The following is a 17517-nucleotide window of genomic DNA, read 5'->3' as shown; positions in this document are numbered from 1 at the left end:
CTCGGAATTTATGAAAGTACAAGAAAAAGAATATTTAATGACAAAATATGACATGCATGAATGAGAAGATTTGGTAAAATTGAGCTGTCATAAATTGAGAAAATATACAGTGAGCTAAAGTTTGATGGCATAATTGGAGGTGGTTATGTGCCGATACTCGAAACTTCTGCCAAAAAAGCGGAAAAGGAAATAAGAAAAATTCTATCTGCTGAAAAAAATGTTCTTAGACCTTGGCAATTAGTTAACTATGAGCCAATACCGTTAACATTGCAAACGACAATTGAAGAAATTGAAATTTTATTTAATACGCAAGCATTTCTGAGGCCAGGATTTAAGGTAGAAGATGGAAAAGTATATATACCTAGTTTGTTCGTAAAATTATCAGGTAATAGTTTTGACTTTTTAGATATTCTTACTTGTAAAACCGATGGTAGTAAGGCGAAAATAGTGTATAATTCAACAATGGATTTTGAGAATAAAAAGACTTTGAGATATGAAGATAAGAAAGTTGATAGAATATTAAATGAAGAAGGACTTATCGATAAGGAGAAGCTCTATAAATCTAGCCAATTTAAATATTATTATTTAAGAAAAGAATACCAAGATATCATAATAGATAAAATCAATTATATTCTTAAAAATAGAAATGCACTTTTTACTCCAATTGTGGATGTTGAGGATACAAAAAAAATAGTTTATACCCTGCTAAATATCGATAAAGACATTATGATGCTCCTTCATGATTTTGATTATCAATATGATATACCAAGTATAATATTTTATGAAGAAGAAGATGCTCTATTTAGCGATAGAATTGCTTATACACTGGCATTATTATACTTATTGGGAATGGATATTATAGTAATTTCTGCCATTGGATATGCCAATTTGGAAAATGTAATACAGTCTGATCTGTTTATTACTTTTTACAGCAATACAGTAAAAGAGAAACTAAAATCATATCAAAATGAAAGTTCTAAAAATAAAGAAGAGAATTCGAAAAGAAACATAACTGCCGATCAGAAAAGAATGATTCATGGTTTTACAATAGATGAAATCAAATTTTTTGTTGGGGAAGAGGCAAAATCCTATATGTGGCCATGGAAGAGATCTAGAAATCCATCTGCATATGCAGAATGGAATTTGGCTTCTCTGATTTTTGGATTATCATGGTTGGGATACAGAAAAATGTATTCAACCTTACTTAAATTCATTGTATTTTTGATTATCTTTGACCTAATTTAACTTTCGATTGATATCGATATTCACATAGCCATCCAAATAGCAGTTCATTTTTATTTAGGTAAGAAAGGTAATGTTATGTATTTCAAGCATATGAGTAAAAAGATAGAAAAAATAGATAGAGCCAATTATGATACAGATAAACGGAATGAAGAAATTCGTATTGCAGGCGGCGTAAGCTTGAAAGGTTTTTGGATAAGTATTTTAATAATAGGTACTGCTTATTATATAATCGTACCGTTAATACATAACATTTTCAATTTAGTGTCAGCATAAAAGCGTGAAAACGAGAAATAGTAGTATCAATACTTTATTAGCTTAATATCCAGTTTAATTTGTTTGTAAAACCTTAGAGGTGATATAAAGCTTCTGAATATTTCAGGAGCTTTATATGTTTTTTTGCGAAGTTGGCTTTAGTTGTATTATGATTAAGCTTGAACGGTTAAAGGGCTTAAAATATAATATCTAACTACAAAATACGACAAATATTATTAAGAAAATTTGGTAGAATTTAATTGTTATACACCTAGAATATAGATAGAAAGACGAAGTTTTATGGCGTAATTGGAGGTGTTTATGTGCCAATACTTGAAACTTCTGCTAGCAAAGCAGAGAAGGAAATAAGAAAAATTCTATCTGCCGAAGAGAATGTTTTTAGACCTTGGCAATTAGTTGACTATGAGCCAGTATCATTAACATTGCAAACAACAGCGGACGAAATTGAAATATTATATAATAAACAAGCATTTCTGAGACCGGGATTTAAGGTAGAAGAAGGAAAAGTACATATACCTAACTTATTTATAAAGTTATCAGGTAATAATTTTGACTTTTTAGATATGCTAACTTGCCCAACTGATGATGATAAACCTAAAATAGTGTACAATTCAACATCTGATTTCATAATCAAAAAAGATATGAGAAATGACAAAAAGGAAATAGAAAAAATATTAAACGCAGAAGGACTCATTGATAAAGAGAAGCTTTATAAATCAAGTCTGTATAAGTACTATTTTCTAAGAAAAGAATATCAGGATACTTTAATAGATAAAATCAATTATATTCTTAAAAATAAAAATCAAATATTTACACCGAATGTAGATGTTGAAAACACACAAAGAATCATTTATACCCTACTAAATATCGATAAAGACATTATGATGCTATTTCATAATTTTGATTATCAATATGACATACCAAGTATAATATTTTATGATGAAGAATATTCTTCTTTTAGTGATCGAATTGCTTATGCATTAGCATTACTATACTTATTGGGAATGGATATTATTATAATTTCTGCCACTGGGTATGCCAATTTGGAAAATGTAATACAGTCTGATCTGTTTAGTATTTTCTATAGCGATACAATAAAAGAGAAATTGAAATCCTACCAGCCTGTGAACGGCAAAAGTGGCGAGAAGATGTCAAAGGAAATATCAAAATCTGAGAATACTACCCCTAAAACAGAAAATCTAAAGCTGTTAGCAATAAAAACAAAACTTAAAACACCGCTGCTGTTAATTCCTTTGCTTGTGTGGTTCGTTATTGTACCGTGGACATGGTTTACAGAGACATATATGTTAAATATCTACAAACCTATGGATTTTATAAATGGTAATTTCGAATATTTTTATGTTGGGTTCGAAGACAAAGACGTATATGAGGGAGATACTGTCAATGAAAGACCTAACGGTAACGGAACTGTGCATTTTGACAATGGTGATATCTATGAAGGACAGTGGCAGGACGGCAGAATTTATGGGACGGGAAAAATGAAGATGGTTTCAATTTTTTATAACGACCCGTACAATCCTGGATATATCTATTCAGGAGAATGGCTAAACAATCAAATGGATGGTCACGGAACAATGGATTTTGGCGAACATAAATATGTTGGTGAGTGGCACGATAATGCAATGGAAGGAGAAGGGATGTTTTATTTTGCCAATGGATATAAGTATGAAGGAGAATTTCAATTAAATCAATTTCAAGGAGAAGGAACATATTATGATCCTCAAGGCAATATTGTTTTTAAAGGTAGATGGGATGAAAGTGTTCCTCAGAAAAGATTCTCCGATTATCGTTTTATAACTAAGCTTTCAAGAATTCTGATAACTATTTTTGTATTTTTAGTAATAATGTCAAAATTGATATCAAGGCATAGAGCTATAAAAGATAAAAGTAACGAGAAGTCGGCTTAAATAAGATAATTCAATCCTTAAAAAACTCAATAATTTGCCTGTTATTATTTGAAACTATGAAAAACTATAAAAACTTTCAAAGGGGTGTTTATATGACTAGTGAAACAAAAGAAATCTTGCACGATAGTGAGGAAACATTCGATCTTGATGAGACTGCCAGTAAAATTGCTTTAGAAGTCATGAATTCATCTGATGTACGTACTCTTGCACAGCAAATTAAGTATGATGATCCAAACACAATTATTAATTATGGAATAGAAACAGCGAAAAATATATCTGGATTTTCTGATAGAATACTACATTCTATAGAAACGTCTACTGTTGAAGATTCAGGAAATGTAATAACACAATTGAATAAAATAATGGATAAATTCGATATCAAAGATTTTGAAGAAAGTAAACCAGGCATTTTGCAGAGAATGTTTAATAAAGCTAGACATTCCATTGATATGCTTTTTGAAAAATATCATACAATGGGTAATGAAGTTGATAAACTATATATTCAGTTGAAGCAGTACGAAGAAGAAATTAAAGATACAAATGTTATGTTGGAAGAAATGTTTGATACAAATATTACACACTATGAAATGCTGGAAAAATATATCCAAGGGGGGAAACTTGCGATACAGCAATTCAAAGATGTAGTTATTCCCAAGCTAGAGCAAGAAGCAAGAGAATCTTCAGACCAAATGAATCAAATTAATCTATCAAATGGGCATCAGATGCTGGAAATGCTTGAGCAAAGAGTATATGATTTAGAGCTTTCAAAAAATATTGCTTTGCAGCTATTGCCTCAGATCAAATTAATACAAAAAGGAAATTATAATTTGGTAAGAAAGATTAATACTGCTTTTATTATTACGATTCCTATATTTAAGCAATGCTTAACACAAGCAATTACTTTAAAAAGACAGGCAATCCAAGCAAAAGCTATGGCTGCACTTGATGAAAAGACAAATGAATTGCTCATTAGAAATGCTCAAAATACTGTTGTACAATCCAAACTTATTGCAGAATTATCGTCAAGTAGTTCAATACAAATAGAAACTTTAGAGGAAACCTGGAATACCATTATGAAGGGGATTGAAGAATCTCGCCTGATTCAAGAGGATATAAAGAAAAAAAGAACCTCTGGTGTTAAAAAGATTCAAGAAATTCAAAATCAATATTTGCATAAGTCTCACATTGATTGATGAAATTTGATTTACCAACCAACAATTATGCACAAGATTCTTTTCGAAGTTAAAAGAAAATATGGCCATATGTGGAACGTTTAGTATATAAAAAATTCACTATTTGTGCGGTGATAATGTGAAGACTGATTCAATAATCGGGTATTTGATGACCGGAATTCTTATAACTACACTAGCTTTCGTCATTTTTCCTGTTTTGCTACCTCCGCCTAGCGATGTCGTAACAGATGCGATATATGGATTTGGATATAGTTCTATTTTTATAGCACTTTCACTTTATTGGGTAGGAGGCATTATTTTTATTATATCTTTGTCTTGCTTAAACGGTATCTTTAGAATCAACTCAAAAGAAGATGATAAATTCTCAAAAATTAAAACAAAAAAACAATATGAGCTTGCTAAAAAAAGGGAATCGAAAAAAGATAGGATACCGGAGCATAAGCCAAATAAAGTTCTGAAATATACTGCAATATTAATCTCATTGGCACTTGCTCTAAAAGTTTCTCTCTCGTTAGTGGATGATAGTACTTCTGAAGCATTGGCATGTATTTCTGATATGTTTTCATCTAGTAATTCCCAATTAGTATATAGTGAATTATCAGGCTACGCAATGAGCATTACGCCAGCACCTAGAAACGGCTATCCATACATAGATACACATCAAGAACCAGATGGCAGAGTGCATTTTCAACGCAATGACATAGATAAAATACAAGAATACGGTAAGTATAAAATGTATTTTTACCCACATAGTAGACTCTGCGTTAAGTTTGAGGAATTAGATTTTACTAAAGGTCTAAACCTATATAGGAATGAAAAATATAAAGAATCATTAATCATATTTGATAGAGAGATAGAACAAAACCCTAGTGAGCAAATTCCGTATATAGCTAAAGCTGCGTCACTAATTAAACTTGAAAGATATGAAGAAGCTCTTGAATGGCTTGATAAAGCTGAAGAAATCGATGAGAATTGGGTGGAAATCTATAAACTAAAATGTTATCCTCTACTTGGATTAGGAAAAATTGAAGAAGCACATTCCACTATAGAAAGACTTATTAGAATTAATGAATATAGCAAGCTTAGGCCTTATATATTTTCAAGTCCAGATATTGAATGGAGTATGCGCGAATTTCGTGAATTTGCAGATATGATAAAAGATGTGACTATACGAGAAGAGGTAATCAATATGTTAGAAAGTATTAAAATTTAGGGTTTGAAAAATATTTAAGTTGATTAAAGAATAGTTACATTAAATACACATTTATTAATAAAACAAGAGCATAGTTAGAGCCAGCTCTTGTTTTATTGCGTGAAACACATATTTAGCGATAGAATAAGACGGCCTATTGTCGCATACATAACCTAGGGTAGTCCAATAGAAGAATAAAAATGAGGTAGTAGAACAAATGAAAAAAAGTAATTTTGATGCTTCTTGCTTTTTGTTAACGATTTTTTAAAAGGAGTTTGGCTAAAAATGTAGAAATATACCGATATAAAACATAAGTATCATTGATAAAGGCAAACTTATCGAAAGGTAAGGACGCAAAGCCATGGGTCTAAAGAAAAAACTTTCTATGATTGCCAGGTTACCAGAAAAGTCAAACGTCCTCTTTACTTTCTATTGCGTTAACTAGTTAGGCATCTATGGTCTCCATAGGTGCCATATTTTGTATTTAATAACTAAATTTGAGAGAGGTGAAAGTTGCATCTGAGTACTATAATGACTATTTATGAGATTAGTAAAACTTAATTAGAAGGTAAGTTTAAATATTAGAAGCCTTGGTGGCAAAAAAAGATTGTTACTGGAAGTATAGAGATATCTGAAAAACTGCTTGAGAAAATTATGGAATGAATGCTATTTATGTAGAGGACGAGAATGAAGACATTATGCTACAAGAAAGTATCAATGAAGATAAAAGAGCTGAGATTTTGATTGAGGTCTCTAAAAACAAGAAAAAAGGAGAGAAGACATGAATAAAGATTTGATGTCGAAGGATTTAATTCATAAAAATGAGAAGACTTATTTTGTTGTTGCCTTAATAGTGAGTATTATTGGTTATTTAGCTTTGCTAATTTCTATTGCAGGAATTTTTATATTATTAGGACTTGCTGTATCTTCCTTATTTTTACACGGACTAATGATGGCTCAAATACGGATAAATGGCGTACGTCTAAGTGATAAGCAATTCCCAGAAGTTTTTCAAAAAGTAAGGGAACTCTGTGATCGTATGGAAATGAATGTCGTTCCTGATGTTTATGTTATTGAATCTGGTGGAGCTTTAAATGCTTTTGCTAGTCGTTTTTTTGGAAAGAACATGGTTGTTTTATATTCAGATGTATTTGATTTAATTAATTCTGCAGACGATGAGGAATTATCATTTGTTATTACTCATGAATTAGCACATATTAAGCGAAATCATTTAAAAAAGCAATTGTTCATTCTACCGGCTATGTGGATTCCGTTTTTGGGTGAAGCATATTCTAGGGCATGTGAATATACTTGCGATCGAATGGCTGCTTACTATACGAATAATGCAGAAGCTTCTATGAATGGGCTTACTATGTTAGGTATAGGTAAATCATTATTTAAAAAAGTGAATCGCAGAGAATATCTACTACAAAGCAGCGAGGAGAAAGGTTTTTTTGTATGGTTGGCTGAAAAAATCTCTACACATCCGCCTTTGCCAAAAAGGATTGATGAAATACAAGAATTTGTTAGTGATTATCCAAATGTATTCTTTGATCGCACTTCAGGTGTTATTTAGTTTATAGTAGTATTATTAGAAGTTGATGCAAACTCAATGACAAAGGATACATGCAAAATCCTTAATTGAATATCATATAAAGAAATGAGATAAGCCCATTTATGAGCTTATCTCATTTTATTTATCACACCATTTATAAATTGCCCAATAGGCTAACGTACAGTAGAAGGGGACAATTGTAAGATACAGAGCAATATTTATAGGAATGAAATTCATCGTGTTTGAAACTTCGCCATACTCCAAAAAGTAACGGCATATCAAACCAATGACAGTAAAAAACAATGTCGATATGAAAACAATAAAACTTCTTCCTTTTTTCAAAAGCCCTGTAAAGCACATGGCAATAATTCCATAACAACTTATAACTAAAATAGCTTTTGAAAAGTCGAATGGAAATCGTTCATTTGAAAACGGAAACACAAAGCAGCCATTAAAAGTAATGTATCCTAATAGTACTGCCAAAGCTAACCCTTTTTGTTTTTGCAGGTTCAGTCGTAACTTATCCACAATAGCATCTCCTATGATTTCTATAAATACTCTTTATTTCTTCCATCTTCCATACATTCTCCCGGCGAAGCAAGAATTACCTAAGGAACAATTTAAATGCTGATTTTATATTAACATATAAAATTGCATCATAGGATTATTTTTTAAAAAATAGGAGAGTCATTAAACATATATTCAGCGACAGTGTAAAGCATCTTCTTAATTCATATATTGTTGATAAATATGTTTAAGATAAGACAACCCATATTTGTATAAATTTTATTTAATTCGTATTTTTTATGGAATTATAATTCATAAATATATAATAAGAATATGAAGTAAAGAACAATTGTATTATAATGCAAGCTAGATAAATATGAATTTGAGGTGAAATGCTATGGACAAATATACAAGAGAAGAATTGGTAGAAGCGCTACGAGTTGTATCTTCAACTATCGGTAAATGTGAAAAAATGCAGCTAAAATTCGCAGAGGGCACCTCTCAGCATACACTCCTTAAGAACAGGATAAAAGCAATGTGTATTTCAAAATCATTAATAACAGATGAAACTGTTATGGACAAATATACCAAAGAAGAATTGATAGAAGCACTACGCCCTGTATCTTCAGTTATCAGCAAATGTGAAAAAGCACAGCTAAAATTTGCGGAGGGTACCTCTCATCATACCCGCTTTAAGAACATAATAAAAGCGATGTATATTTCAAAATCACTAATAACAGATGAAATTAGTAAAAGAGGATAATTTCCAGTTCTTCGGGGGGATTATAAGTATAACGCGACGCCCGGTAAATTCCAATTTGTAGAGCAGCAGTTAACTTTACGGAAGCTATTTTAAAATTAGGCAAACTAAACAGTAAAGTGGACAACTGGATTTGTCCACTTTTATTTGATCAAATTATAGGAGACATTTTATTGTAATTAAACACATGTTTAGCGATGGATGAACCATCCCACCTATATATATATTATTGTATAAATCTGATGTTCAAAATCCGTATTTGCTGGATTTAGATATAAAGGATATAACAGTAGTAGCACGAATAGAGCTGTAAAGTTTATATGTGATGAGATTGCTTGTGCAAAATATGGGCGTACATTTTTATAAACAGCATGATTGTGATGACACTTGTCAAAAGATCTGTTATAGGCTGTGCTAACCAAAGTCCGTCCTGTCCGATTGCCCTCGGAAGAAGAAAAATTGTGAATGCCAATATCACAGACTGTCTTGATATATTCAGTAATCCCGCTATTTTAGGTTTACCCGTTAACATCATGAAGCCTGAACCGAATGTGGGGATGGTAGCAAGAGGAAGAAGCACCGTATATTTCTTTATACCGGTCACAGCAATATCCATGAGCCTAGAATCGTGGGTGAAAAGACCCACAGTAAATTCTGGAAAAATCCATGCAATCACGGTGCCTGCGGTCAAGATAGAAGCACTGCATACGGCAGCCAGCATAAGTGTCTTCATCGCCCTGTCATAGCGCTTTCTTGCATAATTGAAACCGATGATTGGCTGGCAACCCTGTGCTATTCCGTAAACGGGCATCAAGAACAATGATGCAATAGAGCTGATCACAGTCATCGCACCAATTGCTAGTTCTCCTCCATATAGGTTTAAAGAATAATTGCTGACAACTTGCGCAATGCTGATGGACAATTGATTGGAAAAGGGAACGAATCCGATTAAAAGCATGGCTTTTACTGTTACAGGATATAATTTAAAATTGACCTTTGTGAGACCTAAGCTGGAATGCCCTTTTATGAAATAGGAAAGTCCAAGGACTACCGTAACAAACTGGGCAAGAACTGTAGCAATTGCGGCCCCTTTAATTCCCATATGGAGTACCCGTATAAAGAGCGCATCTAGACATATATTCAGAATGCATCCAGTAATTGTAATCACGGCTGAAAAGGTTGGATTTCCATCGGAACGTACGATAAAAGGCAATGCAAAGCCCAATATATTAAAAACTGTACCCAGCATAACAATAGTAATAAATTCCTTGGCATAAAACAATATCTCTCCCTGTATCCCAAGCCAATCTAATATTTGGTTTTGGAAGATCAGAAATAGAAGGGTGATTATAAACCCTAAGATCACGGATAATGTTATGGCGTTTCCAGCGGTATTTTCCGCTTCTTCTTTTTTTCCTTCGCCTAATTTTATGGAAATATTAGTACTTGCGCCCATTGATATAAGGGCAGCCAGCGCTATTATCAATGTGATAATCGGCATTGTGCGGCCGACTCCCGTCAAGGCTAACGCACCAACTTCTGGTATGTTTCCTATAAAAATCCGGTCGACAACGGTGTAAAGCGAATTGACTAGTAAACTCAATACCGTCGGAATAGAGTATTGCATAAGCAATTTTCCAATCGACTTTCTTTCAAGTTCTTCAATTTTGTTCATTTTGAATCCTCCTAAAACATATATTATAGACATTTTATATCTATAATTATGATATAAAAACTCATAGAATATGGGTGAATATATTAAAAAAATTATTCTGTGTCCATCTTACAGGATGTATTATTTTGGGCTACCTCATAAAGCTTTTTATCCTGCAGATAGCTTTCCATCAAATTTTCCGCCTCTGCCATTACCTTATGGATCAAACATTCACTTTCTTCCTGTAAGCCACAGTGAAATAATGCACCGGTACCTTCTGTCGCTTTGATGACATCCATAAAGGAAATGTCCTCTATTCTTTTACGCAAAACATAACCGCCTTTTACTCCAGAGGCTGACTCAATTAAACCGGCTTTCACGAGCTGAGTTAGAATCTTTGAGAGATAGGTAACAGATACATTGAAGCGCTCAGCTAGTGTGCTTACACTTAATTTTTCACTTTGCCCATGTTCAATCATGTATACGATCGTGTGCAGAGCATAGTTTGTTGCTTTTGTATATTTCATATAAAAAACTCCTTGAAAGATATTAAAGACTTTATTTATCTTTAATAATACAGATAACTGATGATTTTGTCAACTTTTAAATTTATTTAGGCTCTATTAAAGAATAGTGTTGAAATCATAGTATTTGATGTGTGTATCTCGTATAATAAAACTAAGTCCTAATCGTAGAAAAGTACGAAATTATTTAATTTGATACAGGAGGTACTGATATGAAAAAGGCGATATTGGTTCTTATGCTATTTTCGCTTATAGTATTTGCAGGATGCAAGCAAACCTATGATATAAAGGAGAATGCATTAAGCAGAGAAACTCAATCAGACCCAGCTGAAAGCAGTAAGGCAGCTTCAGAGCAATCAACAGCGGATGTACTAAACCAACTTGCAAACCAAGACTTCTCTACTCAGGAAGAAAATCTTTGTAGTGCAGATGACGAAACGATTGTAGAGTTTGGGAAGGCATTTGTAAACTTATATAACGGTGCAGTTGCAGAGCAAGAGAAAGTATCCTTTGAAAAATATATTTCGAACAAAAATCTGCGAAAATTTACAGATAAAATGTTGGAGCTGACACAAAAACAGGAGTTACAAGGCGGCAATACTATAAATTACGGGTTGAAAAATGAGTTTGAACAAGCTAAGTTACAACACACAGAAGATAACCTTTGTTATCTTGAGTTACCATTTCAATTTGAAGGCTCAGGAATGAGATGTAAAATGCTGATAACCGCCGAGAACACGTCTTTAAAACTTGTTGATCTGTACTTTGGAAGTAAGGATGGAGTGGATACGTTTGCCACAGGTCATCCTGCAGAAAGAGAGATAAGCAACCCTGATTTATGGGAAAACGAGGAATGGGTAAAGGGTGTTTTTGATAAATTGGAAGATTTCGATGAAAGGTTTGGCTCTTGATTTCACAAAAGGTTATGAGCGTTATCTTAGGTGTTTTATATGTAACATTATTTGTATATGGCGAATCAGGGGAACCCAGGGGGTTCCCTTTAATCTTGTTATAATAAAAGCTGAGATTGAATTATGTTCAAGAGGAACTTTAGAAGATACAAGCAGAAGTGAAACCTACTGAGGTTCTTTGATATTGAGTTGCGCTAAACATAACTTTAGAGAAGCAAGAGGGATGAAAGCGAGGCGTTTATACAAAGCGAATTGTTTTACATTTTTTAGAATTATAAATCTATAAGTTCATAGTACAACCTAGGTATTTCATAGCATGTAGTAGGGGGTGTAGCTTATGAAAGTAAGATTGTTTATAGGAGACACATTGTTTGAGGATTTACCGGAAGAAAAGCAGGAAGAGGCAAAGCAGAAATACACTGACGCCTATGCAAATATTGTGCTGGATCGAGTGATTGAAATGATGAATCAAGGAAAATCCAAAGCGGAAATCATGAGCTACTTAGGATTAAATTAGCCCCTGAGGCTTATTTATAAGTCGGACAAGCAGTAAGTATTTTGCGAAGAGAAAAGAGAGAATGCAAAGCGCAACGGACCCTCAAATACATGAGGGTCCTATATAAAAGACGGGAGTGTCTTATAAGTAAAGTATAGGACACGATTGTGAAGAAAATATGAACTATATGTGAACAAATAAAAAATGTTCTAAGTTGTAAATAAAATAAGATTTTATGTATTAGGGTAAGCGATTAAGATCATTAGCAATTGCACAAGGAAGTGCCAAAATCATTAGAATATAACCATAATCGTAGGGTATAATTTGAAATTTACTCAGCAGAGAAACAGTAAGTAAATAAAAGATAAAAAGTAATCGACCATTTATCTTTGAACGCATTTCGAATCACCTCTGTGGAAGAATTAGGTAATTCTATTATATCATAACTGTGAGAATTGAGGACTAGAGAAGAAAGGGGAACAAATTGTATGAAAGCAAATAAAAAGACATTGATGGCATTAAAATCTATGATTGGAAACGAACAGGAATATTATGATTTTGAAGGTATGGTAGCTGAAATAGTGGCTGAAACAGGTTTATTGAAAACTAAAGAAATGGGAGAGCATACTCTTGCTACTGATGAGTGTGGAATTGAATAGGGAGGAACCGAAGTTTGCGTATATATATTAGTGTGAAATACACATTTAGCGATAAGGTAGATTAGACCCTGCCTTATTTTTTAAATCTCTGAACTGAACAAGTGTCCTGACAAAATAAAGAAAAATATTTATTAAAAGATGATTTAATAACTAAGGAGTAGATGAAAACCTAATCCTTATTATTTTCTAAATACACCTTTAACGAAGTAGGATAAGGTAAAACCCCTACTTTTTAAATTCTAGAAGGGGATAAATGGAATACGTAGAAATTAATATTATGAAATTCTAATCCACATCGGTTGTATATTGCGAAAAAATAGGGGGTAATAGAAATGAAGTATGTGACCTATATTATTATAGGTTTTTTAACCTTTTGGATAGTGGAGTTCTTATCAATAAATGTTGGCCAATCTCTAGGTGCAGGAACGTATGAGATAGGGATTGTAGTTAGTGCTATATCAATATTGTGTTCATTGGTAGTAGTATGTACCTTGATAATAGTAGATACAATAAAAAGTCACACTCATATAAAATGAGACTTCTAGATCAAAAACAATGCTGTTAATAGTGCGCTAAATTATTGTTTTATCATCCTGGGAGGAGGAAGCGGATATGATGGGGATGCTTATGATATTGACAATAATAATGTTAGTGATTTTAATGGCGATAAGAATTCATGACAACGATAAAGACAATCCAATAAGATCTCAGGAGGATGTTTTAGAGGCTTTAAATGAAGAAGCACAGAGGAAAACAGAAAAACACTTAGTACGTACCAGAACGTTTTATTTTATAGGTGCAATAATATTAATTGGATTAGTAGCCATTTTTGACATAGCAAGCGAAGCGGATTTAGAAGATATAGGTATTAGTATATTATTTATATACTTAGGAGTGGGGGGATTGATTTCTAAGGCAGGATCTCTTAAGCTTCCAATATCACCTACTAGTAAGTTGTATCTAATTATTAATCCAATATTGGTTGCTATGGGCGTTTTGTTTTTGATAGATCATTACCTTGTCACATTAGCATTTCTTCACTAAACATAGGGTTAGCGTAGTTTAATAGATGCAACTTCTGATATAGAAGTTTTCCATACTACTGATGAAGTTTCTTGATAATGACTATTTGTGAATGGAGGGCTCGGTATGAAGAAACCTGACATTGAAGCCATTATTACTTGTGAAAGAAGCAATGCATTTTATAATGGTTATAGACCGGCGCATTTAGTAAAGGAAGATTATCTAACAACGGGCATTCATTATTATTATAATAGAGAAAAGGTTTCATTTGGGGAATCTGCATTAGGTACAATTACGTTTATTAGTCCAGAGGCGTATCCTAACTGTTTAATCGAAGGAAAAAGAATTAACATTCAGGAAGGAAGTAAAATAGTTGGATATGCTACGGTTGTAAAAATATTTAACGAGATGTTAAGAATTAAAGAGTAGTGAACTAAACAGAGATTTAGAGAATGTGAGATAAGCAAGAGATATTGTCTATAAGCAGCTTTTAATTATGTCGTATTTGTAGATAATTACGAGGTATAGGTTATTTATGGTTTGTGGGGTGATGATATGGAAAAATACTTTCATTTTGATAGAAATAAATCATTACAAGAACTTGAAGGATCAGACTTGGATGAACCTAACTTTGATTCGTATTTAGTTATTACTTGCCATGAATTAAGGAAAAAAACAATTGCTTTTTTTGAAGTTGAAGATTTAAGAATAATGATAGGGCAAGAAATAGGTTTAGATTATCTAATACCTTTAGCATTAGAGACACTTGAAGATAATATCTTTTCTGAAGGCAATTTTTATTGTGGCGACCTTTTAGATTCAGTGTTAAAGGTAGATAAAAAGTTCTGGAAAAACAATCCTATATATAAAAATGATTTAGAATATTTGCTTGAGAAAAATATAAAGGATTTAGCGTGTAAACTTGCTTCTTTCCATCAGAGGTTTGTTTAGATATGGTGTACATAGATAAGACGTATCCTTCTCATATTGCGAAATATACACTTAACGATAGTTTGTGTTGCAGTTTAGTCATGCGAGCAAATACGATGATGATGAATATGCTTGCATCAGAAGTAGCACTAACTGTACAGGATAAGATTAAAAATATCAAAACATCTGCAGTAATGGTGCCTTTGGGGAATGTATTTGGCAGTCAATTGCTGGCTCAATATGGACCTAAAATTAATATAGATGTTACACCGATTGGAATGGTAAATGTAGATTTCAAAACAGAATTTGAAGAGTCGGGGATTAACCAAACAAGACATAAAATTTATCTAGTGGTGAAAACGCAAGTCAAAATTATTGTACCTTTTTCTTCAGACACTACTGAAGTTGTCACCTCTGTACCTATTGCCGAGACGATTATTGTTGGTAAGGTGCCACAGAATTATATCTTTGTTCCAAAAGATGAGATGTTGAATATAATTCCTACGGAAGTTGAATGAGTTAATGCATCCCTGTCAGTATAAGGTCTATATACTGACAGGGATGCATTTTATTTTAGTAAGCATCTGCATTTTTCAGTATAAGGATAATTTAAATAAAATGTTTAAAATGATTTAAAACCTATAGCGGGCATGGAGGAATTTGACGAAAAATGTCGAATTTATCTTCTTATAGCTAAATGCCCTTGACATTAAGAATTGGGATACAAAGGAGGAATTAATGAATGAGTTTTAAGTTCAAAGACTGGAAAATAAAAACAAAAATTTTTGTTTCATTTATTTCACTTATGATCTTGTTTTTATTCGTAATTGGACAGTCATATCTTGCTGTTGTTGAGATCAATGGCAATAAGATACCGCTATTATTGGCTAATGAGGAAGTTAATAAAGCAATGCTGAAAATGAGAAAAGATGAAAAGGACTTTCTGATGAGAGAAAGCTCAAATCCTGATTTTTTCAAGGAAGGTAAAAGTCCATATCTTGACAGTTTCAAGAAAAATTATGAAAGTCTCAATAAAAATATAATACTGATAAAAGAAAATAGGGACATTGCTAGTAATGTGGAGCTAATTGAAAAGTTGGATCAAATAATAGTGGATGCCAAATTATATCATGATATTTTTTTAAGGGTTGTAGAAAAGGTAAAAGAAAGAGGATTTCAAGACAATGGACTTGAGGGGGAATTGAGAAATGCTATTCATAATATTGAAAGAAACATTACTCAACCAAATCATATTATCTTAATGCTACAGGCTCGAAGGGCAGAAAAAGATTATTTTTTAAGACATGATTTGAAATATGTTGAAAAATTTGATGAAATTATATCTGATTTGAAACTTTCTTTGCAATCTTCAGGAAATATCAATGAAGTCAAATTTTTAGAGGAATATTATGAAAAATTTAATGAAGTTGTTGCTATTGAAAAAGAAATTGGTTTGAAAGAAAATGAAGGTTTAAACGGTACATATAGAGAAGCTATACATAAGCTAGAGCCTTTGATTAATGATATGAATACCAGTATTTTAGAGATGATCAATAAGGATGCTGCAGGATATTGCCGAAGGAGAGGGAGACTTAACAAAAAAATTATCAGTTGATACAAAGGACGAATTGGGTACGTTGGCGATCTGGTTTAATCTATTTACGGATAAGATAAAAGAAATTGTAAGTCTTGTACAAAGCAATGCCAATACGATTGCAGAATCTTCTGAGGAATTAGCTGCTGCTACAGAACAGGCAAATCAAGGAATCGAAAGCATTGCAAGGGAGATTACAACCATAACGGATGATCTGCAAAATAATGCAAGTATCATTGAAGAAGCAACTGCAAGCATACAGGAAATGGCCAGTGGTGCAATGATTGTATCACAAGAGTCAGAAGATGCGACAAAAAATAGTCAAGAAGTACTTACTGCCGCAAAATATGGGGCACAGAAGTTAAAAGAAGTGGTAAAAGTCATCGATCGTGTACAGCATTCTTCGAATAATATGTCCATTGTGATTGAGGAGTTAAAAGAATCATCCATCAGAATCAGTAAAATCACTTCTTTAATAACGGAAATATCGGAACAAACAAACTTATTAGCTTTAAATGCAGCCATTGAAGCTGCTAGAGCAGGAGAAAGTGGTAAAGGCTTTGCTGTAGTAGCTGATGAGGTAAGAAAACTTGCAGAAGAAAGTAAGCATTCAGCTGATGACATTACTTCCTTGATAAAAGGAATTGAGAAAAAAATTGAAATTGCTTATAGTGCTATGAAGGAAGAGCAAGAGTTGGTTACTACAAGTGCGGCAAAAGTAGAAGAAACGGATTCAGAGTTCAAGAGCATACTTCATCTAATTGAAGAGACAACCGAGAAGATTTCGATTATTTCTCAAGCTGCAAAACAACAATCCGAGATTGCAAAAGACATGACGAAAGCCATGGATGAAATCTCAGGTTCAACGCAACAGAGTGCCGCTGCTTCGCAACAAATTAGTTCAAGTATCCAGGAACAAGTCAGCACATTTGAAGAGATCGGCGCAAGTATCGAAGAGTTGAGCAATATTTCAAAGGTATTAAGGGAACAAACAGATAGGTTTAAAACTAAATAATGTAAGCATAGGCATAAATAGAGAAGGCAGGGGAATACAGATATGTCACCTTTCCTTC

The 17517-nt window shown here is 32.8% G+C and carries 20 protein-coding genes and 1 riboswitch; of the genes, 17 read left to right on the top strand and 3 right to left on the bottom strand.

Annotation, left to right across the window (positions count from 1 at the left end):
• The first annotated feature begins 147 nt into the window (after positions 1–147).
• The 7 genes from HNQ80_RS10135 (at position 148) to HNQ80_RS10115 (ending at position 7407) form a co-directional block, all read left to right on the top strand.
• A complete protein-coding gene (locus HNQ80_RS10135) occupies positions 148–1245 on the top strand; it encodes a YceG family protein (protein ID WP_184310534.1) in 1098 nt (365 codons plus the stop codon).
• Between the two features lie 90 nt (positions 1246–1335).
• A complete protein-coding gene (locus tag HNQ80_RS25600; protein ID WP_207726956.1) occupies positions 1336–1518 on the top strand; it encodes a hypothetical protein in 183 nt (60 codons plus the stop codon).
• A 302-nt stretch (positions 1519–1820) separates the two neighbouring features.
• The gene (locus tag HNQ80_RS26445; protein ID WP_184310533.1) at positions 1821–3446 is read left to right on the top strand and encodes a YceG family protein; all 1626 of its coding nucleotides are present in this window, start codon (positions 1821–1823) and stop codon (positions 3444–3446) included.
• A 92-nt stretch (positions 3447–3538) separates the two neighbouring features.
• Positions 3539–4639 carry a toxic anion resistance protein gene (locus HNQ80_RS10125; RefSeq protein ID WP_184310532.1) on the top strand — a complete coding sequence of 367 codons (1101 nt, stop codon included), beginning with the start codon at positions 3539–3541 and terminating at the stop codon, positions 4637–4639.
• A gap of 148 nt (positions 4640–4787) precedes the next feature.
• Positions 4788–5852, top strand: coding sequence for a tetratricopeptide repeat protein (locus HNQ80_RS10120; RefSeq protein WP_184310531.1), 1065 nt, complete (start codon positions 4788–4790; stop codon positions 5850–5852).
• A gap of 297 nt (positions 5853–6149) precedes the next feature.
• Positions 6150–6236, top strand: a riboswitch (cyclic di-GMP riboswitch).
• A 254-nt stretch (positions 6237–6490) separates the two neighbouring features.
• A complete protein-coding gene (locus HNQ80_RS26255; RefSeq protein ID WP_279288982.1) occupies positions 6491–6616 on the top strand; it encodes a hypothetical protein in 126 nt (41 codons plus the stop codon).
• The gene (locus tag HNQ80_RS10115; RefSeq protein ID WP_184310530.1) at positions 6613–7407 is read left to right on the top strand and encodes a M48 family metallopeptidase; all 795 of its coding nucleotides are present in this window, start codon (positions 6613–6615) and stop codon (positions 7405–7407) included. The genes HNQ80_RS26255 and HNQ80_RS10115 overlap by 4 nt, the downstream gene beginning before the upstream one ends.
• A 117-nt stretch (positions 7408–7524) precedes the next feature.
• Here HNQ80_RS10115 and HNQ80_RS10110 read toward each other — a convergent pair whose 3' ends face one another.
• Positions 7525–7914 (bottom strand): hypothetical protein, encoded by a 390-nt coding sequence (locus tag HNQ80_RS10110; protein WP_184310529.1) that lies wholly within the window; start codon positions 7912–7914, stop codon positions 7525–7527.
• 376 nt (positions 7915–8290) lie between these two features.
• Between HNQ80_RS10110 and HNQ80_RS10105 the strand changes: the two genes are divergently transcribed.
• Complete coding sequence (locus tag HNQ80_RS10105) at positions 8291–8656, top strand: hypothetical protein (protein ID WP_184310528.1); 366 nt, start codon at positions 8291–8293, stop codon at positions 8654–8656.
• A gap of 313 nt (positions 8657–8969) precedes the next feature.
• Here the strand turns inward: HNQ80_RS10105 and HNQ80_RS10100 are convergent, their stop codons facing one another.
• Positions 8970–10328 carry an MATE family efflux transporter gene (locus tag HNQ80_RS10100; RefSeq protein ID WP_184310527.1) on the bottom strand — a complete coding sequence of 453 codons (1359 nt, stop codon included), beginning with the start codon at positions 10326–10328 and terminating at the stop codon, positions 8970–8972.
• A gap of 92 nt (positions 10329–10420) precedes the next feature.
• Positions 10421–10834 carry an RrF2 family transcriptional regulator gene (locus tag HNQ80_RS10095; RefSeq protein ID WP_184310526.1) on the bottom strand — a complete coding sequence of 138 codons (414 nt, stop codon included), beginning with the start codon at positions 10832–10834 and terminating at the stop codon, positions 10421–10423.
• Positions 10835–11043: 209 nt separating this feature from the next.
• Between HNQ80_RS10095 and HNQ80_RS10090 the strand changes: the two genes are divergently transcribed.
• From HNQ80_RS10090 to HNQ80_RS10050, 9 genes are all read left to right on the top strand, one after another.
• The gene (locus tag HNQ80_RS10090) at positions 11044–11742 is read left to right on the top strand and encodes a hypothetical protein (protein ID WP_184310525.1); all 699 of its coding nucleotides are present in this window, start codon (positions 11044–11046) and stop codon (positions 11740–11742) included.
• Positions 11743–12079: 337 nt separating this feature from the next.
• Entirely contained in the window at positions 12080–12259 is a 180-nt protein-coding gene (locus HNQ80_RS10085) for a hypothetical protein (RefSeq protein WP_184310524.1), read from the top strand.
• 467 nt (positions 12260–12726) lie between these two features.
• On the top strand, positions 12727–12897 hold the full coding sequence (locus tag HNQ80_RS10080; RefSeq protein ID WP_184310523.1) for a hypothetical protein: 171 nt from the start codon (positions 12727–12729) through the stop codon (positions 12895–12897).
• 612 nt (positions 12898–13509) lie between these two features.
• Complete coding sequence (locus HNQ80_RS10075) at positions 13510–13941, top strand: hypothetical protein (RefSeq protein WP_184310522.1); 432 nt, start codon at positions 13510–13512, stop codon at positions 13939–13941.
• Positions 13942–14046: 105 nt separating this feature from the next.
• Positions 14047–14349, top strand: coding sequence for a hypothetical protein (locus HNQ80_RS10070; protein WP_184310521.1), 303 nt, complete (start codon positions 14047–14049; stop codon positions 14347–14349).
• Positions 14350–14475: 126 nt separating this feature from the next.
• Positions 14476–14871 carry a contact-dependent growth inhibition system immunity protein gene (locus HNQ80_RS10065; RefSeq protein WP_184310520.1) on the top strand — a complete coding sequence of 132 codons (396 nt, stop codon included), beginning with the start codon at positions 14476–14478 and terminating at the stop codon, positions 14869–14871.
• A gap of 80 nt (positions 14872–14951) precedes the next feature.
• Positions 14952–15368 (top strand): sporulation protein YunB, encoded by a 417-nt coding sequence (gene yunB, locus HNQ80_RS10060; protein WP_243183113.1) that lies wholly within the window; start codon positions 14952–14954, stop codon positions 15366–15368.
• A 224-nt stretch (positions 15369–15592) separates the two neighbouring features.
• Positions 15593–16465: a CHASE3 domain-containing protein gene (locus HNQ80_RS10055; RefSeq protein WP_184310518.1), complete on the top strand. Its 873-nt coding sequence runs from the start codon at positions 15593–15595 to the stop codon at positions 16463–16465.
• The gene (locus HNQ80_RS10050; protein WP_184310517.1) at positions 16410–17459 is read left to right on the top strand and encodes a methyl-accepting chemotaxis protein; all 1050 of its coding nucleotides are present in this window, start codon (positions 16410–16412) and stop codon (positions 17457–17459) included. Before HNQ80_RS10055 ends, HNQ80_RS10050 begins: the two co-directional genes overlap by 56 nt.
• Positions 17460–17517 lie beyond the last annotated feature (58 nt).

This window comes from Anaerosolibacter carboniphilus, from assembly GCF_014205875.1.
GTDB classification, from domain to species: Bacteria; Bacillota; Clostridia; order Peptostreptococcales; family Thermotaleaceae; genus Anaerosolibacter; species Anaerosolibacter carboniphilus.
Note: the sequence above shows the minus strand (reverse complement) of the source record. Positions and strands in the feature narration are given on the sequence as shown.